A 21,086-nucleotide genomic window follows, 5' to 3' on the forward strand; every position below is an offset into this window, starting at 1 on the left:
ATAGCTTATTATAAAATTGATTTGAATATGTCGCAATCATAATGTTTGGAATTTTTTAAATGATAGCATATTTTCTATGTTTATATCGAAAATCTTTTATTAAGGGAATGCCATGGTAGTTGATACATGAAAGTGATTTTGTCGAAACGTGTACTTATAACATGGTTTTTATTGTACAATAAAATGGAAGGTTAAAATTGCAGAGGAAAATCATGGAGGTAAAGAAAGAAATGAAATCTGACATCGAAATTGCTCAACAAGCAGTAATGAAACCAATCATACATATTGCCGAGAAAATTGGCCTATCTGACGATGATATTGAATTATACGGAAAATATAAAGCGAAAATATCCTCACAAGCCTTGATTGACTTGAAAAAAAATAAATCAGGTAAATTAATTCTTGTGACGGCTATTAATCCAACTCCTGCAGGGGAAGGGAAATCTACTGTGACAGTTGGTTTAGGCGACGCATTAAATAAATTGCAAAAAAAAGCAGTCATTGCCATGAGAGAACCCTCTTTAGGCCCCACAATGGGCATAAAAGGAGGAGCGGCAGGCGGCGGAAATGCCCAAGTGCTACCTATGGAAGATATTAACCTTCACTTTACTGGAGATCTTCATGCAATTACCACTGCTAATAATGCTTTGGCTGCATTAGTTGATAACCATATTCATCAAGGCAATGAATGCCGCATTGATCAAAGAAGAATTGTATGGAAAAGAGCAGTCGATTTAAATGACCGTGCCTTAAGAAAAGTAGTAATCGGCTTAGGAGGTCCCTTACAAGGAGTACCTAGAGAAGATGGATTTGACATAACAGTCGCATCTGAAATTATGGCTGTATTATGTTTGGCAGCAGATATCACCGATTTAAAGAAACGATTATCCCAAATGGTTGTTGCCTATAATGTAGATAAAGAGCCAGTCACTGTTGGTGATTTGGGAGTAGAAGGGGCACTTACTTTATTGTTGAAAGATGCGATAAAGCCAAATTTAGTTCAAACGATTGAACATTCTCCAGCCATAATCCATGGGGGGCCATTTGCTAATATAGCCCATGGTTGTAATAGTGTCATCGCAACAACAACAGCTGCTAAATTAGGCGATTACGTAGTAACAGAAGCAGGATTTGGAGCAGATTTAGGTGCAGAGAAATTTTTGAATATTAAGTCGAGAAATAAAGAGATAAACCCAGAAATTGTCGTTATTGTTGCAACGATTCGTGCATTAAAAATGCATGGAGGAGTTGCAAAACAAGAACTCTCTTTAGAAAATACTGAAGCTTTAAAAACAGGCTTTGCAAATTTACAAAAGCATGTGGAGAGCATTCAAGAATTTGGTTTACCATTTGTTGTTGCGATTAATAAGTTCGTGACAGACACAGAGGCGGAAATTGAGGTACTGAAACAGCTTTGTGAACAAGCGCAAATTCCAGTTGCCTTAACAGAAGTGTGGGAAAATGGTGGAGATGGAGGTGTCGAATTAGCCAAAAAAGTGTTAGCTATATTGGAGCAAAAGGAACAAAAATTTGAACATATTTATCCATTAGATGCTTCTATCGAAGAAAAAATACATACAATTGCATCGAAAATTTATGGAGCAAAAAGTGTTGAATATTCTTCTAAAGCAAAAAAACAGATAGCAGACTTTGAAAAATATGGCTGGGCTAATCTTCCAATTTGTATGGCGAAGACACAATATTCTTTATCAGATGATCCTTCGTTAATTGGCAGACCACAAGGATTTTCGATTACGATTCGTGAATTTAAGCCTTCTATCGGGGCAGGATTTCTCGTGGCACTTACCGGTGATGTTATGACAATGCCGGGATTACCAAAAAAACCCGCTGCCTTAAAAATGGATGTAGACGAGAACGGGAAAGCAATAGGGCTATTTTAAATAAAGATAAATTTAGCAATCAAGTGCAAGTATTCGTTGCCAATAGTAGCTGCGTTATTTTTTTGTATGCTGCTATTGGGAAGTTTCTTGCGCTTTTTAAAAAGTAAAGAAGGAGAAAATGAATGTTTGATCCCACTGCCTTTGAAAACATGAGAACCGTAATGGAAGGCCTTATTTATGACAGTGATTTAGATGGGAAAATTGTCGTTTTAGACCGGAATGATTTATTTAATAGTAGTAAATTATCAAGAAATTATACGATTACGTTTAGGTTGAAAAATCAGCAAAACGCAAAGTTAACATTCGAACTATCGGCTGATTTGCAAAATTTATCTGCAGAGCTACTGCCAAATACAAACAAGGAAGCCTTAATTGGTGCGACTATTTATATTCACCTTTATTTACGCCATAAAAAGTCAGATATACTATATCATACCTTGCAAAATAAAGTCGAAGATATATGGGGAAAAGAGATGATGATTGTCCAGGAAATTAGTTATAATCCACTTAATGCTGATAAAATAGTAAATAATCATATTACTATTGATTTTAAACGCTTCATTACCGAAGAACAAATAGATGATATGATCATTATGATGGAATTTATGGAAAAAACATTTCTTTCCCTTTACTCTGTTGATGCATTATTAACTGTATAAGGAGATGATAAAATGAATATTTATGATTTTGAAGTTAAAACAATGAATGGAGACTTACAATCATTAAGTAATTATAAAGAGAAAGTATTATTGATTGTAAATACAGCTAGTAAATGCGGCTTTACACCTCAATTTAAAGAATTACAAGAAATGTATCAAACGTATAAAGATAAGGGATTTTCTGTATTAGGATTTCCAAGCAATCAGTTTTTAAATCAGGATCCAGGAACAAACGAGGAGATTATGTCGTTTTGTGAAATAAACTATGGTGTAACATTTCCGATGTTTGCTAAAATTGATGTAAATGGAAAAACGGCTGATCCACTATATCAATATTTAACAAAAGAATCACCTGGTACGCTCGGAGTAAAGGCGATTAAGTGGAATTTCACTAAATTTTTAATTGATCAGGATGGAAAAGTTATTGGGCGATATGCACCAAATACAAAGCCATCCGAATTAAAAGAAGACATTGAAAAGCTATTGAATCATTAAAATAAAAAAGGGATTCTGCTCGAAATTTAGTGGAGACGTAATTTTACTTCAAGAAAGGCAGAACCCCGTTTCTTATACATATTTTTACTCTATTAACGATAAGAAAATAAGCGGATAAAACCTGATTTTTTTTGTTTCGTTTCCTTTTCGTTTATGAAATTTTGTTTTGTTTTTCTTGATTTAGCAAGATTATCTTCTTTATCTTGGTGGATAATCGGATTTTCTAATCGTGTTATTTTTTTTTCTTGGCTGACAATATGTTCTTGCTGAAGTTCAATATGCTCCTGTTGTTTTTTTAATTGTTGCACTAATACTTGATTGAAATTTTTTTGAAGTTCTAATTCTTCTTTGATTGTTTGTAAATCTTGAAGAATTTTTTCCGTGGCATCGGTGGCAATTGGGATAGAGGTAGGGACAGGGCATGTAAGCTCATCTTCAATTTGTCTTAAAGACAGTTGCTTTTCATTTCGCAGTTGTTTCACCTTTACTAAAATATCCAAGCTTTTTTGATCAAAATAGCGATAGCCATTTTCTCCAATAATAACTGGGATAAGGGTTTTTAACTCTCTTAACCAGTTTCTTAGAACCCCAGGACCTTCATCAATATATTCCGCTGCTTCTTTCACACTTAATAATTTTGTTTGTTCATCCTTAATAGAAAGTTCTTTTGTTTGTACACTTAACATTCTACACACCCCTCAATAATCATAATCAAAGCAAAACCATTGGCAAGAAGGACGTTTAAAGGCCTTGTCTTTATATCTTTCGAGAAAAGAGAAAAATATCCTTTGACGAGCTTTGTCTAGTTTTGTTGGATATCATATTTAATTATCAGAAAAATTATTATTGCAATATCTTTACAAACATTCTTAATAATAATACGATAAGAAAGGAACGTTGGAAAAACATTCCTATATTAATGAAAGGAGGAGGTACTATGCGAAACCACAAAGAAGTATCGATGCAAACAAAAATTCAAAATAAGAGGGATGAGGGTTCTTAGTGGAAAAGATGCAGGATGAAACACAAACAATAAAAATCGTTAGCTATCATGATGGGCTTGCCAAAAGTGTTGCTGATATGTGGACAAAGAGTAAGGAATCTTGGGGAGGTTCAGGTAAAACAGAGGAGCAAGTGCTCGAGCAGCAGCAAAGTTCCGATAATCTTGACACTTTCTTAGCTGTGTTGGGAGAAGAAGTGGTGGGATATTGCGGATTTTCTGTTTATAAGGAAGATGTTGGAGCGCTATATGTACCGTTGTTAAATGTTCGCCCAGATTATCATGGAAAGAAAATAGGTAAAAAGTTATTATTACATGCCCTTAACATGGCAATAGACAAAAAATGGCCAAGGCTTGATTTATATACATGGGCAGGTAACTTAAAGGCAGTTCCTTTATATAAGCGCTGTGGTTTCTTTTGGGAGGATAACGATAAAAATACTCACTTAATGAACTTTATTCCAACTGTTCGCAATAATGAATTAATCAATCATTATTTAAAAGACATGGATTGGTATGATGATTTAAAAAGAAACCTGGAAATTAGACCAGATGGAGAAATTGTTCATGGATTTACACACTATGAATATGTTTGGCAAAAAGAACGGGAAAGTGTTGTAGTTAAATTCGAAAAAACAGGTAGAGGAATCAGCTATATTGAAACAAAGGATTTTCAGTTGGAATTAATAATGGAAAATCATGAGTGTATAGAAGAAATAGAACAGCAAGTATCCTTGAAAATTAAAAATAAAGGAGCAAACCCAATTTCCTTGCAAGCTAGGGCTGATAATGATGGCAGAATTAGCTGCAGTTTCTCCAACACATTTACAGTAAAGGAAAAGGAAGAGTTGATTGTTCCATTTCCTTTTGTAGTAAAGGTAGGAGAGGAGCCTGTAGAAGGGAAAACTTTCCCGTCGTTAAAAGTTGATCTCAGCATAAACGAATTGGAAACAAGTTTACAATTGGGGATATTGCCTAAGTCGCCAATTTCTATTGAGACAAAAGAAATAGATGCCATTTTAGCTAAAGGAATGAATACTTACTTAGATTTGGAACTCCAAAACAATTTAAACAAAGACATTAGCGCTAACCTAATGATACCGATGAATAAACATATTCAATTTGATGGGGAGAAGTATTCTTTCACTCTGGCAAAAAAAGAGAAAAAGTGGATTAGAATTCCTGTTGAAGTGAAGAGTTGTGGCTGCTTTAAAGAATACTTTCAATGTGAAATGATGGGTAATGACAATAAGCTATTAAGTATTCAGAAAGAGATAACCCTTGCATTAAAAGGGATTGGTGAACAGTTTGTAGTGGAAAATGATAAGAGCTGGAAGGTATATAACGGTCCACATCAGCTTTCTATAAGTAAAGTTGATCACACAACGGAAATTGCTGATACAGATTTCACTCTTTTTGCACCAGCAATCGGAAAGCCTTTTTCTAGTGAACTGTCTAAACTAAAGCCGTATTTGGTGAACACAGATAAAGCTGGAAACAGTATTGCAATAAAATTATTCTTTAAGTCTAGCGATTTTCCTGGTATGGAAATTATTTTAACGAATGAACTTTTTGCAGAAGGTTTAATAAAGCGTTTGGTAACAATTAATAATAATAACTTGGTAGAAAAAGAAATAAGCCTACAAGAAACATTCTATGATTCTTGGCATAATTTATTTCTCCCTTTAAAAGGAGAAGTTGTGTCATTTTGTGAATTAAATACTGTACTTCCATTTGAAATCGCATCAAAGGATATAACGGGTAATTGGTATTTTTCTACTCCAACAGTGTTTCCTTTTGGAGTAGCATGGGATAAAGACGCTCGCATAAAAATGGATAATTGGAAAATGCATATAGAGTCTACACACTTCCTTCAATCAAATGAATCAGTCGATTTCCCCCCTATTTGCATAAATATCGGTGCTTATCGCAAATGGCAAGAATGGCAGCTAGCTGCGGAGGGAATGAAGGACGAACACAAAAGAAAAGTTGTAAAGGAATTAATCATTGAATATAACGATGGAAATATGATTTGGGATAAAGATGAAGATGTTAAAGTATCTCTAAAAAACTTTAGAAATCAACCAATAATTGGTGATGCTACCTTTAGAATAAATCATAATAAGGTCGATTGCGTTCAGATCAATACAGAGCAATCAGAAGTTTACCGAGTAAACCATCAAAATGCCATACAATTAGGTCTAAATAAAATGACTACTACTATAGCGTCAGCAACAAAGGATATGGACACAGCTCATTTGTTTTTTGTTTCGAATCAAAAAGGGATAACTACACATCTTTTAGAAGAAGAAGGATTAGCTGTTTATCAGGTTTCCAACGGAGTAGTGACATTTAAAGCTTCTCCTGCCTATTATCCCGGTGTTTATTCCCTTGAAGCGAACGGGAAACACTGGCTGGAGCACTCTTTTCCAAAACCGATTGCAAAAAGCTGGTGGAATCCGTGGTGTGGTGGCATAAAAAATGGTCCACCAGAGTTAAATGTCTTTTCTTTATTAAAAGAACATACAATATGTGAGTTTACTAGTCTAAAGGATATCCATCACAATGTCTGGTCTGGAATAAAGCTGGAAACAACGATTAATCATCATCAAAAATGGAAGGGTTTAAAGTATGTGCAATATTATGTAACAATGCCAGGCATACCGTTAGTTATTACATTTGTAGAAATAATGAATGATGCTGGAAAACGTATGGCGGAAGAAGATTGGCATACCAATCTATTTATGGCATGTAACGAGGAAGAAAAGTGTGTGCTTCATATAATGAGCGATTCGGTGGCAAATAAGCGATTTATCGTTGCTGACGAAGAGCAGGAAGCAAATGTAAAGGATAATTACTACTTATCATTAGGGGAAGATAAGTTTTACTTTATCACAAGTGAAGACGCAAAGGATGCAGAATATTATAGTAATAAAGATGCGATACAGTTAATTTCCTTTGACAAATGTAAAAGAAAAACAAACCGCCTATATACAGAACCGAACTATTTACTGTTTGCGAAAGAGGAAATCTCTACCAGTCTATTAAAACAAGTAAGAAGAATTGCATTTTAAGAAAGGGAATATTTTTAATGAAAATAATTGATGCACATATTCATTATTCGAATATAGACACATTCAAAGATACTGCAAAAAATCTTTCCTTAGTTGATTATAGCTTTGAAGGAGTTAAAGAGGAGATGGAGAAGGCAAAGGTTGTCCTTGCAATTGGAATGGGCGTTACAGAAACTCCTGAAATGGGTTTTCCTGATTACCATGCGCAAACGCCGATGGGACTTGATTTAAGTGCAACTCTTCCTGAAAATATAGTCTACTGTGCTGGCATAAATCCATATGATATGGATATGTCAGCAATTCAACGTTTGGAACAAGAGATTCAAAAGCCGAATGTTGTCGGAATGAAAATCTATTTAGGCTATTATCCATTTTATGCTTATGATGATGTTTATGAACCAGTTTACAAGCTTGCAGAAAAGTATCATCTTCCTGTCGTTTTTCACACAGGAGATACGTATTCTGAAAGAGGATTATTAAAATATAGTCATCCTCTTGCAATTGATGAAGTGGCAGTAAAACATCGTAAGGTGAATTTTATGATGGCTCATTTCGGTGATCCATGGACGTTAACTGGTGCTGAGATTATTTACAAGAATTCGAATGTATATGCAGACCTATCTGGTTTAATTGTTGGAACAAAAAAAGAATTGGAAGAAGCACATGAAGGAATATTTCTTGACCATTTGCGTCATGCATTAGTCTTTTCCCATTCCTATGATAAATTGCTTTTTGGCACAGATTGGCCATTAGCGCCATTTGGTCCTTATATTGAATTTATTAAAAAACTTATACCAGAGACCTTTCATAAAGATGTATTTTATCGGACAGCCTTGAAAGTTTTTCCGAAAATTAAACCGTTTTTAAAGGATGAATAAAAATATCATACAAAAAAGAAAGCAGGAGGAGAATGGATAAAACATTCTTCTCCTATTTTTTGTTTAGAACAAGTGATATTCTTTCTTATTCGAATAACTGCGTTTCATGATACAATAAGTTAAATAGAAGCATAGCTGGATGTGAGAATAAGTGGATATTATATACCAAGTAGAAAATTTGGTGAAAATTGAGATGGAAAAAGATACGAGTGGACATGATTGGTATCATGTCGATAGAGTTCGAAAAATGGCTTTATTCCTTTCGAAAAAAGAGGGAATAGGCTATTCGATTATTATCGAGCTCGCGGCATTATTACATGATATTTCAGATGAAAAATTGAATAAATCAAAAGAAGAGGGGCAAAGGAAATTAGCGTCTATACTTGATACTATTCCGGTAGATAATCAAGATAAAGAGGTTATTTTATCCATTATTTCTTCTGTCGGCTTTAAAGGCGGAAACGGAATACCTCCAAGTAGCATAGAGGCGAAAATAGTCCAAGATGCAGATCGTTTAGATGCGATTGGGGCCTTGGGAATCGCGAGAACTTTTGCTTTTGGTGGAAGCACTGGAAGTCCTATATATGATCCCGCTTTACCAATAAGAGATAAGATGACGGAAGAAGAATATCGGAAGCATAATTCTTCCTCTATTCATCATTTCTATGAGAAGCTATTAAAAATAAGAGATTTATTACATACAGATAGTGCCAGAGAAATGGCAGAAGCAAGGCATCTGTTTATGGAAACCTTTTTACAAGAATTTTATAAAGAATGGAATGTACAGGATGAAGAGTATTTTAATTGAAAATGTAACAAAAACATATGGAGAGAAAAAACTATTTGAAAATATATCTTTTTCGATAAGTGAAAAAGAACGAGTCGGTTTAATCGGGATAAACGGTACAGGAAAATCATCTTTATTAAAAATAGTGGCTGGAATGGATATTGCTGATAAAGGAGAGATAACTGCACCGAAAGATTATCAGATTGCCTATTCTGCACAAAGTCCTGAATTAAACCCTGAGCTTAGTGTCTTGAATCAAGTATATGCTGGTGATGCACCTGTATTAACGCTTATAAAAGAGTATGAAGCCCTGTTGATCCAAATCAACAATGACCCTGAAAATGAGAAATTCCATGAAAAGCTTTTTGTTCTGCAAAAAAGAATGGATGCTTTAAACGGCTGGGAAGTTCATACAAATGCAAAGACTGTTTTAATGAAATTGGGGATAGAGCATTTTGATATAAAAATCGGCGAATTATCCGGAGGACAAAAAAAACGTGTTGCGTTGGCACAAGTCCTCATCCAAGAGCCAGATTTACTTATTTTAGATGAACCAACAAATCATCTCGATTTTGAGGCTGTGAAATGGCTGGAGGATTATTTAAGTCGATATACCGGCGCCCTTTTACTAGTAACACATGATCGTTACTTCTTGGATCGTGTAACGAACAGAATGTTTGAACTGGACGGAGGGAATCTTTATAGCTATAAAGGGAACTATGGAGATTTCTTGCAGGCTAAAGCTATTCGCGAGGAAAATGAAGCGGCGACGATTGAAAAACAAAAGAATTTATTTAGAAGAGAATTGGAATGGATTAGAAGAGGAGCAAAGGCTCGTTCCACAAAACAGAAAGCAAGAATTCAACGTTTTGATACTTTGGACGATAAGCTAGCGAATGTTAAAGGAAAAGATAAATTAGATATTTCGCTTAAAGGGAGCAGATTAGGAAAACAAGTATTTGAATTGGTTGATGCTAGCAAGCGTTTTGAGGATAAAATCATTTTAGATCACTTTAATTTACTTGTGAAACCTGGAGATAGATATGGGATAATCGGTAAAAACGGAACAGGAAAATCGACGTTCCTAAATATTTTGGCGGGCAATTTATCTCTTGATGCTGGTGAAAGAATTATTGGTCAGACTGTAAAGGTTGCATATTATACACAAGAAAACGAAGATATGGATACTTCCAAGAGAATGATTGAATATTTAAAAGAAACTGCAGAAGTAATAGAGGCTTCAGATGGAAAAGTCATTACAGCTGCTCAAATGCTAGAAAGATTTCTATTTCCCCTTCATACACATGGGACCATTATTGGAAAACTTTCTGGTGGAGAAAGAAGACGGCTTTATCTATTGAAAATTTTAATGGGAGAACCAAATGTACTATTATTAGACGAGCCAACCAATGATTTAGACACACAAACATTAATGGTTCTAGAAGATTATTTAGGCGACTTTAATGGTGTCGTTATTACCGTATCTCATGATCGCTATTTTCTAGATAAAGTAGCTGAACAGCTATTAATATTAAAAGGAAATGGTGTAACGGACACATATTATGGCAACTACAGTGAATATTTAGAGGTTGAGCGAAAAGAAGAACAACAAACAAAAGAAAAATTCGACACACCGAATGTCAAGAAAGAGCCAAAAGCGAAAAAAGTAAAACTTAGCTATAATGAACAAAGAGAATGGGAAACAATAGATGAAGATATTGAAAAGGTAGAAGAAAGACTAGCAAACATTGAAACAGACTTAGCCGAGACAGGCAGTGATTTCGAAAAAGCTGCTGAATTAATGAAAGAGCAAGAACAATTAAATGAGAAATTAGAATATCTTATAGAACGATGGAGCTACTTATCGGAAATAGCGGATAAGTCGTAACAACAGGAAAAATGTCTTGGAAAGAGTCGTAAAGAGTGGAATTTATGAACAAATGACCTAGCTGTATGCAGGTGAAAGAAGAATGTTTATTCAGGCCGAGGATGTACTATTTTTGAAAATAACGATAAAAATCCGAAAGCTATTTCTTTTTTGAAAAGGAAAAAAGCATGATAATATAAAGGATGTAAGAAGGGGGAATGGAATGTGAGGATTATTTCTATTGAACCAACACCAAGTCCAAATACAATGAAGATTAATTTAGACCAAGAGTTGCCAATGGGAAAAAGCAATAATTATAAGGCTGAAACAGTAGAAGATGCACCGGAATTAATTCGAAATATCCTTTCCATTGAAGGGATAAAAGGGGTCTATCATGTAGCTGATTTTTTAGCAGTTGAAAGAAATGCTCGCTATGATTGGAAGGAATTGCTTTCAAAAGTGCGCAATGTCTTTGGTGAGGATGAAGTAACCCAGAATCCACAGGAGCTAAATGAGCATTACGGAGAAATTAAGGTCCAAGTTCAAATGTATAAGGGCATACCAATGCAAATTAAATTATCGGATGGTAATGAAGAAAAGAGATTTGGCTTGCCTCAATCGTTTATTCAAGCCGTTTCAGCAGTGCGTACGCCTGAAGATAATGTTGTGATGACAAGAAAATGGAAAGATTCTGGTGTGCGATATGGCGAGTTTGAAGAAATTGGTAATGTTATGGTGGAAGAACTCGTTGCTGCATATCCACAAGAAAGATTGAATACAATCATCGAATATGCTATAAATCCTCAAACGGAAGTAAGTGGAAATGCTGCCAGAGTAAAAACAAAGCTTACTTTTGCCGATTTAGAGGATCCTGATTGGAAAGTAAGATATCAAAAGCTTGAACAAAGTGAAGATCCAACAGTTGCCGATATTCCTGTTTTAACAAAGGCGCTTGATGATGAAAAACCATCGATTCGCAGACTTGCAACTGTATATCTTGGAATGATTGAAGATCCCGCTGTTCTACCTTCCTTGTATAAGGCGTTGAAGGACAAAACAGTTACTGTCAGACGTACTGCAGGTGATTGTTTATCAGACTTAGGATTCCCTGAAGCAATGGAAGAAATGATGGAGGCATTGTCAGACAAGAGCAAGATAGTTCGTTGGAGAGCAGCTATGTTTCTATATGAAGTTGGTGACGAAAGAGCACTTCCAGCATTGAAAGCTCATGAAGATGATCTAGAATTTGAAGTTAGCCTGCAAATAAAATTAGCAATTGAACGAATCGAACTAGGTGAGGAAGCAAAAGGATCGGTTTGGAAACAAATGACAGAGGCGCGGAAATAACGCTGTTAGTAATGCTAATGCTTTTTTGATTGCAGGAAGAGTATTTCTAATGTATATTTATGGGATATAAAACATAGAGGAATTGGAGGAATTAATTATGTCAATGGCATATGATGAATACATGAAACAAGTAGTAAAGCCAATGAGAGCAGAACTAACACAAGCAGGTTTTGAAGAGTTATTAACAGAAGAAGCAGTGGAGCAATTTATAGAAACAAATAAAGGGACTTCCTTAGTAGTAGTAAATTCAGTTTGTGGATGTGCAGCAGGATTAGCAAGACCAGCTGTTACACAAGCAGTACTTGCTTCAGAAAAGAAACCAGATCATTTAGTTACCGTATTTGCTGGGCAAGATAAAGAGGCTACAGCAAAAATGCGCGAATACTTCGGCGATATTGAGCCATCCTCTCCATCTATGGCACTTGTTAAAGACAATAAAGTCGTTCACTTTATTCACCGTTACGATATTGAAGGAAATTCCATGGAAGCAATTATGGAAAATCTAGTATCAGCTTTTGAACAATATTGCTAAACAAAGAATGATTCATGAGAGAGGCGGGCTTGCCACTTTCTCTCATGAACCTTCTTTTTTTTTATCATGTTACCATCCTTCAATAAACAGGATTAAACACTCTTTATTGTCCTTATTTAAACTTCAATATGATTCTCCTCTCTTGCTTATCCTGCATTTGAGAAAAGAGAGGGGGGAAATCCAATGTTCCTAACCATCCGAATGGTTCCACTAACATTCTAAGAGTATAAGGAATCCCTCTTTAGATGGAAGTTTTCCTTTATTAGAAAAATAAAAGTATGATAAATAGGAGAACAACATGATTATAACTACTGCAGGTAGAACGAATAAGGAAATGGAAATTCTCGCAAATAAAATTGCCGAAAAATTTCAATGTAAATTCGTAGAACGAAAGAAGGCTTCAATTGATTACCTTAAAGCGTATTATATGATGGATATATTAATCATCGGCAAAAATCGTTTTGAATATTATCCATTAAATACAGCACAACCATTCTTTTTTCATCCGAATTCGGCGGTATTCCGGATCAAAAGACTTATCAATCAAGAACATGATCCCTTTATCCAAGCAACTAATTTATCGAAAGGGATGTCCTTTTTAGATTGTACGTTAGGACTTGCTTCAGATAGCATTGTTGCTAGTTATGCCGTTGGAAGCAATGGGTATGTAGAGGGATTGGAAGTGAATGAGATAATCGCTTTCCTTGTAAAAACTGGTTTAAAGGAATGGAAGACAAGTCATTCGACAATCGATAATGCGATGCGTAGAGTCAAAGTTAAGCATGTTAACGCATTAGAGGAGCTTATCAAAAAAGAAGAAAATAGTATGGATTGTGTTTATTTGGATCCTATGTTCGAAGAAGAAATTTCTTCTGATGGTATCCATTCATTAAAAAAGCTAGCATATTATGAAGAATTGACAGAAGAAATTATCAATCATGCAAAGCGGGTTGCAAAACAAAGGGTCGTTTTGAAAGATCATTTTAAAAGTAGCAGATTTGATCGATTTCAATTTGAACAGCTAAAACGTAAGTCAGCCAAATTTCACTATGGAATTTGGCTAAAAAAAGAATAATGAAAAAATAATCTATCTATATAGGATAATACTAGATGATTTGATAAGAAATAATATATACTTAGACTATCAATATTATTTTATTACATTTTATTCTCATCAGGATGAACGGAAAGCGAGGTGTAATAAATGCCTAATTGGATTCGTAAAAGCCTGGTTGTATTTGTTTCTATTTTAACTTTTGGCCTTGTGTCTCCATCACCATCCACATTTTTAAATAATAACAGTGATAACGATAAGAAACCAATTGATGAAAGAGAAATGTCTTTTGCTAGAGAAAGTATAGAAGAGGCTATACTGACAGATAGTAAAGGCATATCAAGAGAAGAGTTTATTAGTGATATGCTTAAACGAGCAGAAGAGCAAAGTTACTTAAAATTCGGATCGAAAATCAAACCGGTAATTGAAGATGAATTTCGACTAGTCGTTCTCCCAAATATGGAAAAAGCAATTAGTGAGGTAACGAGTATTTTTCCGGAAGAGGAGTTAAGCTATTTGAATGTGACTGAGCTTCCATCATCAGGAACAAGTGAGCGGATATTTCATATTTCAAGACAAAATGAGGACATTATTCGTTTTCATGTAAGAAGGGATCGACCACCACAGGAAGGGTATTATTTTAACTTCCATTATCATACGTATCATGATCAATTCCAAACACATTATACACTTGGGGAAATTTATTGGGATAAAAATACTCCCCCTAAGTGGATGAGTTAGAAGAGTTGGCTTTACTTGTAGCAATTGTTGCTTGTGAATGAAAGAAGTTGAAACTTTTCTTTTCTGATTACGTATAGAAACTATAATGAAAAAATTTGGAGGTAGTTTAGTTATGGCAATTAGTTTATCTAAAGGACAAAAAGTAGACTTAACAAAAGGAAATCCTGGATTATCAAAAGTGATTATTGGATTAGGCTGGGATGTAAATAAGTATGATGGCGGAAAAGATTTTGATTTAGATGCCTCTGTATTTTTACTTGGAGAAAATGGAAAAGTAACAAATGATGCTGATTTCGTTTTCTATAATAATCCATCAGGTGGAAATGGTTCCATCGTTCATTCAGGAGATAATCGTACAGGTGCAGGTGATGGAGATGATGAACAAATCATTGTTGAATTAAAAGAAATTCCTGCTAACATTCAACGGGTTGCATTTACCATTACTATTCATGATGGAGAAGGAAGAAATCAAAATTTTGGTCAAGTTTCTAATTCTTATGTTCGTATTTTAAACGAGGAATCAAATGAAGAGTTAATTCGTTACGATTTAGGCGAGGATTTCTCTATCGAGACAGCATTAGTTGTTGGAGAATTATATCGTCATAATAATGAATGGAAATTTAGTGCCATTGGAAGTGGATACCAAGGCGGTTTAGCTGCATTAGCTACTGATTTTGGTCTGGAAATTGGCTAATTTTATCAGCATATTATAGGGGGAAGCTCTTTTCATGGGAATATTTGAGACAATTATTGATACATATGCCCAGTTTTTTAATTGGGAAATGTGGGGAGAAGTATTAACTGACCCAGTAAGTTGGGGTTATATTGGAACATTAGTAATATTAGAAGGCCTGTTATCTGCGGATAATGCATTGGTACTAGCTGTAATGGTTAAACATCTACCACCAGAGCAAAGAAGAAAAGCATTGTTTTATGGCTTATTAGGTGCGTATTTATTCCGCTTTATCGCAATTGGAATTGGTGTTTATTTAATCGAATTCTCATGGGTGAAAATACTCGGAGCTGCATATTTAGCATATCTCGCTATTAAGTATTTCATGGATCGAAGAAAAGCAGCGAATGAAACAGAAGATGAAGAAGAAAATAAAGGCATTAATAAAAATGGGATTCTAATCCGTACATTTGGTCTATTTTGGGGAACAGTAATTTCTGTTGAATTAATGGATATTGCCTTTTCTGTAGACAGTGTTTTAGCTGCATTCGGTGTAAGCAATCAAGTATGGGTATTATTAATTGGTGGTATCCTTGGCGTTCTTATGATGAGAGGTGTCGCAGGTGTTTTCCTTAAATTAATCGATAAAATTCCAGAGCTGGAAGCAACTGCATATATCCTTATCTTAATTATCGCAGTTAAGATGCTGCTAGGAGTATTTGATATTCATATTGATCATATTTATTTCTTTGGATTATTAGTTATAGCATTTGGTGCAACCTTTGTTGTGCATTTTAGAAATAAGAAAAAAGCAGAACAACAGGGCGAAGCATAATTATTTGAGGATATTTCTAGTAGTATTACATTAAGATAACTAGAGATATCCTCTTTCCCTAAGACTCTTTTCTAATAGATTGTTGTTTTTAAATCGGTTAAATGACTATAAGACTTAAGATTTAAGAGCAACAATTTGGAAGAAAACAGCCTTCCAAAAGTAATCTTATTTTTCTCCTCCGCCTATTACCTGCCCAGGATATCCTTCGCATTACTTACGATAGGCAATATGGAACATCCTAAAAAAACGCCATGATAAAGTAAATATTTTCAAAAAATAGTTTTATTGTAAGATATAATTAATTATCCTACTATAAAATTCGATTCTTATTTTTGAATTTTCAGAATAATTATTAAAAAAGTTGTTAATATCATTGAATGGAGCAAAGGAAATGAAATTATTCTCTGACTTAAATGAAAAACAAATGGAACGTCTTTTCTTTAAATTACCAGAAGAGGTGTTTAGTACTTCGGAGAAGGAAGTATTATCCTATGCACTTGCTTCCACTTTATACATGCCTGCAACAAGACCGAATATTTTCCACGATTTATTAACAAAAAAACACGCAGCTTTAACATCCATGGTAATTTGTCTAGAGGACTCCATAGGTGATCACGAAGTGGAGATAGCTGAACGTAAATTAGTCGAAGAATTAACAAACATATATCAAGCGTTGGAGGACAGCATTCTTATAAAAAATGAATTACCATTGATTTTTATTAGAATACGCTCTGTATCTCAGTTTTTAAATCTAATGGATTTGCTTGGTGAAAAAATTAGTTTATTAACTGGTATCGTCATACCTAAGTTTGAAGCGGCAGTGGGAGAGATCATTTTAAAAGAATTAGAAAAATATAATATGCTAGGGCATTCTTTATATGCGATGCCGATTTTAGAAACAAAAAAAATAATTGAAAAAGAAACTAGAATGGATGAACTTCTTTCCATAAAGAAAGTACTAGATGAATATAAGCATCTCATTTTAAATGTGCGGATTGGCGCTACTGATTTTTGCGGATTGTATGGTATTCGTAGAAATGCAGAAACGACTGTATATGATGTTGCGATTATTCGAGATTGTATTTCGGATATTGTTAATGTATTTACACGTGCGGATAGTGCATATGTTGTTTCTGGACCAGTTTGGGAATATTTTACAATGAGCGAGCGAGTTCTAATTCCGCAATTGAGAGAGACACCATTCCGAAAGCGGTATGGAAAAGCTGGAATGAATATGCGAACACAGCTCATAGATAAACATATGGATGGATTAATTAGAGAAGTTATGATGGATATTACGAATGGTTTAACCGGAAAGACAATTATTCATCCTACACATATAAAACCAGTGCAAGCATTAAATGTTGTTTCCTATGAGGAATATTTAGATGCTTGTAATATTATAGAAAGTAATAATGGGGAGATTGGTGTAGTAAAAAGTAGTTTTTCAAATAAGATGAATGAAATTAAGCCTCATTTCTACTGGGCACAAAAAATTATTTTAAAATCAAAGGTTTACGGGGTGTTTCATGAAGGATTTACATACATTGACTTACTTAAACAAGAAAATTTCATTACCAATCATTCATAATTTACAGATGGACATCATCATCGAAGAAAATCCATTTCATCTTCCACTAGAAGATTTTTTTAAAATGGCAGCACGAATCAATAAGAAACGGGCATTTTTATTTGTTAGTAAACTATTAGGCAAGCATTTACCGATTGAGCCAAATAAAGGGCTCCTTACTGGATTTATGTTGGCAGCACATTATGAAGAAATTATTACTGGCACTATTTCTCCCCAAAGAGAGGAAATAATGGCTATTTATCGTGATTCAGCTTCACAGTTTTTGGACAAGCCATTTATTTCAAGTACACAAGCAAATCCTATTATAATCGGCTTTGCAGAAACTGCAACGGGATTAGGTCATTCTTTTTTTCGAGCATTTAAACAGGCTACTTTTTTCCACACAACTAGAGAAAACGTAAATGAGCTAGTGCCAATCATTACTTTTGAAGAAGAGCATTCACATGCAACATCTCACCGTTGTTATGTTGAGGAAGACACTCTTGATAATCTACGAGAAATTATTTTAGTAGACGATGAATTAACGACAGGCAAAACAGCTATAAACATTATCCGAGATATTCATCAGAAATATCCTAGAGATAAATATACGGTTGTATCCATTCTAGATTGGCGTTCCAAAAAATGGCAGTTAGAGATGGAATCCCTTGAACAGGAATTGCAAATTAAGGTTCAAGTCGTCTCTTTACTTAAAGGTAGCTTTGAGCTTATTGGTGTTCCTCTTAATCTTGTTTCGCAAACGGAGATAACTGAAACAAATAGAAAGAAACCTCAACTTGAATATATTAGTCTCGAAAATTATGTGAAAGAGCGAATCGTCCCAATCACTTCCACAAGTTTGGCAGGGATAAGAAATGACTATGGGTACTTAAAGGATACAGGAAGATTTGGCATCCATATGGAGGAACTCACAGACGATTGGATTAGACTCGCAGCAAATGACCTGAAGAAAAAGCGTGTGGGTACTACGCTTTGCATTGGAACAGGGGAGTTTATGTATATTCCAATGAAGCTAGCAAGCTATATGGGAGAAAATATATTTTATCAATCAACGACTAGAAGTCCTATTTATCCCAATAATGAAGAGCATTATGGGGCTAAAAATGCATTCTGTTTTTCAAATCCAGAAGATTTGGATATTGTGCATTATTTATACAATATTGATGCTAAGCAATACGACGATATCTTTTTATTTTTTGAGCGCAAGGTTAGTGAGGATAGATTAGCGGAGTTGCTGGCTGAATTAACAGCAGTTCAAGTGAAAAAAATAAATATTGTATACTGTAACGGGAGGTAAATCATGAAAGCAAACATAGATCATCTAGTAAGGTTCGGTTCTTATGATAAAGAGGATGTTATATTTCTATTAAAAGACTTAAGTAATGTTACATTAGAGGGCTCAACCGAGGAAAGGGAAAAAAGGGTTCAAGGTGGAGAGCATTATAGTGAAACATTACCAATCGAATACAATCCACCTGAACATTATTTGCAGCTTTTTTGGGAGACGCTCGATGTTTATAAAGACAAAGTAGCCCTTTGTACCGCAATTGTTGCAGAACAAATTTATCACAAACATGGTAAACAAACAGTATTGGTTTCCTTAGCACGAGCAGGAACACCTATTGGAATCTTAATTAAACGCTATTTGAAATGGAAATATGACGTTTCTCTTCCTCACTACAGTATTTCTATTATAAGAGATAGAGGAATAGATGAAAATGCAATTCATTACATGCTGCAAACACATAATGGTTATGCCCTGCAATTTATTGATGGATGGACAGGAAAAGGAGCAATTTCAACTGAATTAACGAAAAACTGTGAGGAGTTTTACCAAAAGTATCAGATTCGATTAGATGATACATTAGCAGTGCTTGCTGATCCAGGATACTGTACAACACTTTATGGAACGAGAGAAGACTTTTTGATTCCAAGTGCTTGTTTAAATTCAACAGTGTCAGGACTAGTAAGTCGTACTGTGTTAAATGAAGAGTATATCAAAAAAGATGATTTTCATGGGGCGAAGTATTATCAGGAATTAGAGCCATATGATGTATCGAATAGCTATTTAGACGAGATTACAGAGGCATTTCCAAAAGTAAATCCACTCCAAATAGAGGAATGTATTCGTGCAAATGAACTAGATCAAACCGTTGATTTTAAAGGAATGAAAGAAGTTCTGACCATTAAGGAAGAATTCGGTATTGATAGTACCCATTATGTAAAACCAGGTGTCGGTGAAACAACAAGAGTATTGTTACGAAGGGTGCCATGGAAGATATTAATGAAGGATCCAGATAGCCCTTATGTTCAACATATCGTCTTATTAGCACAAGAAAGAAACGTAGAAGTAATTCCATATCCTAATATGAGCTATACATGCTGTGGATTAATTAAGAAGGTAGTGCGAAAAGGATGAATCTATTTGCATCAGATTTAGACAGAACGTTAATTTATTCAAAACGTGCATTACATGAAATGGAAACACCTTGGAATGAATCGATGATTGGTGTGGAAGTGAAAAATGGTGAACCTGTTTCTTATATGACAAAAGATAGTTATGATTTATTGAAGGAGATTGCTACTAAGCATTTTTTCGTTCCTGTTACGACGAGAACTTATGAACAATATAAGCGAATTTTTATTTTCAATGAAGAAATGCCAATGACATACTGTGTTACAAGCAATGGAGCAAAAATTCATTATAAAGGAGAGCTTGTAAAGGAGTGGGCACAAACCATTCACACCAGATTAAAAGAAGATTGTATGGAGAAAGGTGAATTACTACAAAAGCTACAGATTTATTCTTTACATGGCGAGTTGAAAATTGCCGATAATCTTTTCTTTTATTATGTATTAAAAACAAATATAGACGAAGATATCAAAAGAGAGCTAATCCAAGTTGCAATAGAAAATGGATGGAATATATCTTTACAAGGAAGAAAGCTTTATTTTATGCCAAAGCCTATCTGTAAGGGGGAGGCAATTAAATACATAATAGAAAGAGAAGGAGTGGAGAAATCAATTGGCGCAGGTGATTCCTTATTAGATTTACCATTTCTAAATAATTGTAAAATAGGTTATATTCCAAGACATGGAGAGTTAACTCTAGAAAAAATAAAAAATCCAACACAGCATCTAACCATTCAAAAAGGAGCATTTGCTGGTGAAGAAATCGTGAGAAATGTGCATAAACAGTTTATTTGTTAAATAGGAATAAATAGGATTAGAAGAAAGAGGCGAATGGAAAACACTCGCCTCTATACTTTATCCAATAGTAATGGATGGTTAGAATGGTAATATGAAACGATCATAATGGTTATTCCCTTTATAAGAGTAAGTTTACTTATAGTTCATCTTCTGGCGGATCTTTAATCCATTTAAGCAATAAACAATAAATGGAGATGAAAAATAAATAACAGCAAATAAATACAATAACCCCGAATAAAATAGATTCAAAAAATATAGCCATAAAAAAACTAATCATTAGAGAAATAAAGATTAAATCAACAAAAACATACATATTTGATGATAGAACATTTTGTACATAATTTAAATCTGTTTCAATTTCATGATACGTGTATTTTCGAAAAAATGATCTCATAGTTAGCACCTACTCGCCTAATGTACTGTATTATATGCTCGAGTAAAA

At 34.4% G+C, this 21,086-nt stretch carries 19 protein-coding genes; 17 read left to right on the forward strand and 2 right to left on the reverse strand.

Annotated elements, in window-relative coordinates:
• Window positions 1–212: 212 nt before the first annotated feature.
• From ACWNMZ_RS14235 to ACWNMZ_RS14245, 3 genes are all read left to right on the forward strand, one after another.
• A complete protein-coding gene (locus ACWNMZ_RS14235) occupies window positions 213–1,901 on the forward strand; it encodes a formate--tetrahydrofolate ligase (RefSeq protein ID WP_031538166.1) in 1,689 nt (562 codons plus the stop codon).
• 122 nt (window positions 1,902–2,023) lie between these two features.
• A complete protein-coding gene (locus ACWNMZ_RS14240; RefSeq protein ID WP_031538165.1) occupies window positions 2,024–2,560 on the forward strand; it encodes a hypothetical protein in 537 nt (178 codons plus the stop codon).
• Between the two features lie 12 nt (window positions 2,561–2,572).
• Window positions 2,573–3,055 (forward strand): glutathione peroxidase, encoded by a 483-nt coding sequence (locus ACWNMZ_RS14245; RefSeq protein ID WP_031538164.1) that lies wholly within the window; start codon window positions 2,573–2,575, stop codon window positions 3,053–3,055.
• Window positions 3,056–3,147: 92 nt separating this feature from the next.
• Here ACWNMZ_RS14245 and ACWNMZ_RS14250 read toward each other — a convergent pair whose 3' ends face one another.
• Window positions 3,148–3,741 carry a MerR family transcriptional regulator gene (locus tag ACWNMZ_RS14250; RefSeq protein WP_031538163.1) on the reverse strand — a complete coding sequence of 198 codons (594 nt, stop codon included), beginning with the start codon at window positions 3,739–3,741 and terminating at the stop codon, window positions 3,148–3,150.
• 325 nt (window positions 3,742–4,066) lie between these two features.
• Between ACWNMZ_RS14250 and ACWNMZ_RS14255 the strand changes: the two genes are divergently transcribed.
• The 14 genes from ACWNMZ_RS14255 to ACWNMZ_RS14320 all read left to right on the forward strand — a co-directional run bounded on the left by ACWNMZ_RS14255 (window position 4,067) and on the right by ACWNMZ_RS14320 (window position 20,644).
• Complete coding sequence (locus ACWNMZ_RS14255) at window positions 4,067–7,129, forward strand: GNAT family N-acetyltransferase (RefSeq protein WP_231512565.1); 3,063 nt, start codon at window positions 4,067–4,069, stop codon at window positions 7,127–7,129.
• A 17-nt stretch (window positions 7,130–7,146) separates the two neighbouring features.
• On the forward strand, window positions 7,147–8,007 hold the full coding sequence (locus ACWNMZ_RS14260) for an amidohydrolase family protein (protein WP_031538160.1): 861 nt from the start codon (window positions 7,147–7,149) through the stop codon (window positions 8,005–8,007).
• A 193-nt stretch (window positions 8,008–8,200) separates the two neighbouring features.
• Window positions 8,201–8,815 (forward strand): HD domain-containing protein, encoded by a 615-nt coding sequence (locus ACWNMZ_RS14265; protein ID WP_048716868.1) that lies wholly within the window; start codon window positions 8,201–8,203, stop codon window positions 8,813–8,815.
• A complete protein-coding gene (locus tag ACWNMZ_RS14270; protein ID WP_031538158.1) occupies window positions 8,796–10,682 on the forward strand; it encodes an ABC-F family ATP-binding cassette domain-containing protein in 1,887 nt (628 codons plus the stop codon). The genes ACWNMZ_RS14265 and ACWNMZ_RS14270 overlap by 20 nt, the downstream gene beginning before the upstream one ends.
• Before the next feature lie 204 nt (window positions 10,683–10,886).
• On the forward strand, window positions 10,887–12,008 hold the full coding sequence (locus tag ACWNMZ_RS14275) for a conserved virulence factor C family protein (protein WP_031538157.1): 1,122 nt from the start codon (window positions 10,887–10,889) through the stop codon (window positions 12,006–12,008).
• A gap of 97 nt (window positions 12,009–12,105) precedes the next feature.
• Window positions 12,106–12,540 (forward strand): BrxA/BrxB family bacilliredoxin, encoded by a 435-nt coding sequence (locus ACWNMZ_RS14280; RefSeq protein WP_031538156.1) that lies wholly within the window; start codon window positions 12,106–12,108, stop codon window positions 12,538–12,540.
• Between the two features lie 298 nt (window positions 12,541–12,838).
• Window positions 12,839–13,615, forward strand: coding sequence for a class I SAM-dependent methyltransferase (locus tag ACWNMZ_RS14285; protein WP_031538155.1), 777 nt, complete (start codon window positions 12,839–12,841; stop codon window positions 13,613–13,615).
• A gap of 129 nt (window positions 13,616–13,744) precedes the next feature.
• Window positions 13,745–14,335 (forward strand): YpjP family protein, encoded by a 591-nt coding sequence (locus ACWNMZ_RS14290; RefSeq protein WP_031538154.1) that lies wholly within the window; start codon window positions 13,745–13,747, stop codon window positions 14,333–14,335.
• Between the two features lie 112 nt (window positions 14,336–14,447).
• On the forward strand, window positions 14,448–15,029 hold the full coding sequence (locus ACWNMZ_RS14295; RefSeq protein WP_031538153.1) for a TerD family protein: 582 nt from the start codon (window positions 14,448–14,450) through the stop codon (window positions 15,027–15,029).
• Between the two features lie 34 nt (window positions 15,030–15,063).
• Complete coding sequence (locus ACWNMZ_RS14300; RefSeq protein ID WP_031538152.1) at window positions 15,064–15,843, forward strand: TerC family protein; 780 nt, start codon at window positions 15,064–15,066, stop codon at window positions 15,841–15,843.
• Between the two features lie 391 nt (window positions 15,844–16,234).
• Window positions 16,235–17,434: an HpcH/HpaI aldolase/citrate lyase family protein gene (locus tag ACWNMZ_RS14305; protein WP_031538150.1), complete on the forward strand. Its 1,200-nt coding sequence runs from the start codon at window positions 16,235–16,237 to the stop codon at window positions 17,432–17,434.
• Window positions 17,373–18,731, forward strand: a complete 1,359-nt coding sequence (locus ACWNMZ_RS14310; RefSeq protein ID WP_449598664.1) for a phosphoribosyltransferase family protein — start codon at window positions 17,373–17,375, stop codon at window positions 18,729–18,731. The genes ACWNMZ_RS14305 and ACWNMZ_RS14310 overlap by 62 nt, the downstream gene beginning before the upstream one ends.
• Before the next feature lie 3 nt (window positions 18,732–18,734).
• Window positions 18,735–19,853, forward strand: coding sequence for a cysteine protease StiP family protein (locus ACWNMZ_RS14315; RefSeq protein ID WP_031538148.1), 1,119 nt, complete (start codon window positions 18,735–18,737; stop codon window positions 19,851–19,853).
• The gene (locus ACWNMZ_RS14320) at window positions 19,850–20,644 is read left to right on the forward strand and encodes an HAD family hydrolase (protein ID WP_031538147.1); all 795 of its coding nucleotides are present in this window, start codon (window positions 19,850–19,852) and stop codon (window positions 20,642–20,644) included. Before ACWNMZ_RS14315 ends, ACWNMZ_RS14320 begins: the two co-directional genes overlap by 4 nt.
• Window positions 20,645–20,780: 136 nt before the next feature.
• On the opposite strand, the gene ACWNMZ_RS14325 is transcribed toward ACWNMZ_RS14320, so the two are convergent.
• Window positions 20,781–21,038, reverse strand: a complete 258-nt coding sequence (locus tag ACWNMZ_RS14325) for a hypothetical protein (RefSeq protein WP_031538146.1) — start codon at window positions 21,036–21,038, stop codon at window positions 20,781–20,783.
• Between the last annotated feature and the right edge of the window lie 48 nt (window positions 21,039–21,086).

It is taken from the genome of Niallia sp. Marseille-Q9988, from assembly GCF_976954375.1.

Excerpts from the sequence above, each read along its gene's own strand:
- ACWNMZ_RS14265 (WP_048716868.1), top strand. The coding sequence starts at position 8,201 with ATGGAAAAAGATACGAGTGGACATGATTGGTATCATGTCGATAGAGTT.
- ACWNMZ_RS14245 (WP_031538164.1), top strand. The coding sequence starts at position 2,573 with ATGAATATTTATGATTTTGAAGTTAAAACAATGAATGGAGACTTACAA.
- ACWNMZ_RS14320 (WP_031538147.1), top strand. The coding sequence starts at position 19,850 with ATGAATCTATTTGCATCAGATTTAGACAGAACGTTAATTTATTCAAAA.
- ACWNMZ_RS14310 (WP_449598664.1), top strand. The coding sequence starts at position 17,373 with ATGAAGGATTTACATACATTGACTTACTTAAACAAGAAAATTTCATTA.
- ACWNMZ_RS14295 (WP_031538153.1), top strand. The coding sequence starts at position 14,448 with ATGGCAATTAGTTTATCTAAAGGACAAAAAGTAGACTTAACAAAAGGA.
- ACWNMZ_RS14290 (WP_031538154.1), top strand. The coding sequence starts at position 13,745 with ATGCCTAATTGGATTCGTAAAAGCCTGGTTGTATTTGTTTCTATTTTA.
- ACWNMZ_RS14255 (WP_231512565.1), top strand. The coding sequence starts at position 4,067 with ATGCAGGATGAAACACAAACAATAAAAATCGTTAGCTATCATGATGGG.
- ACWNMZ_RS14315 (WP_031538148.1), top strand. The coding sequence starts at position 18,735 with ATGAAAGCAAACATAGATCATCTAGTAAGGTTCGGTTCTTATGATAAA.
- ACWNMZ_RS14285 (WP_031538155.1), top strand. The coding sequence starts at position 12,839 with ATGATTATAACTACTGCAGGTAGAACGAATAAGGAAATGGAAATTCTC.
- ACWNMZ_RS14250 (WP_031538163.1), bottom strand. The coding sequence starts at position 3,741 with ATGTTAAGTGTACAAACAAAAGAACTTTCTATTAAGGATGAACAAACA.
- ACWNMZ_RS14270 (WP_031538158.1), top strand. The coding sequence starts at position 8,796 with ATGAAGAGTATTTTAATTGAAAATGTAACAAAAACATATGGAGAGAAA.
- ACWNMZ_RS14240 (WP_031538165.1), top strand. The coding sequence starts at position 2,024 with ATGTTTGATCCCACTGCCTTTGAAAACATGAGAACCGTAATGGAAGGC.
- ACWNMZ_RS14280 (WP_031538156.1), top strand. The coding sequence starts at position 12,106 with ATGTCAATGGCATATGATGAATACATGAAACAAGTAGTAAAGCCAATG.
- ACWNMZ_RS14325 (WP_031538146.1), bottom strand. The coding sequence starts at position 21,038 with ATGAGATCATTTTTTCGAAAATACACGTATCATGAAATTGAAACAGAT.
- ACWNMZ_RS14305 (WP_031538150.1), top strand. The coding sequence starts at position 16,235 with ATGAAATTATTCTCTGACTTAAATGAAAAACAAATGGAACGTCTTTTC.
- ACWNMZ_RS14300 (WP_031538152.1), top strand. The coding sequence starts at position 15,064 with ATGGGAATATTTGAGACAATTATTGATACATATGCCCAGTTTTTTAAT.
- ACWNMZ_RS14260 (WP_031538160.1), top strand. The coding sequence starts at position 7,147 with ATGAAAATAATTGATGCACATATTCATTATTCGAATATAGACACATTC.
- ACWNMZ_RS14235 (WP_031538166.1), top strand. The coding sequence starts at position 213 with ATGGAGGTAAAGAAAGAAATGAAATCTGACATCGAAATTGCTCAACAA.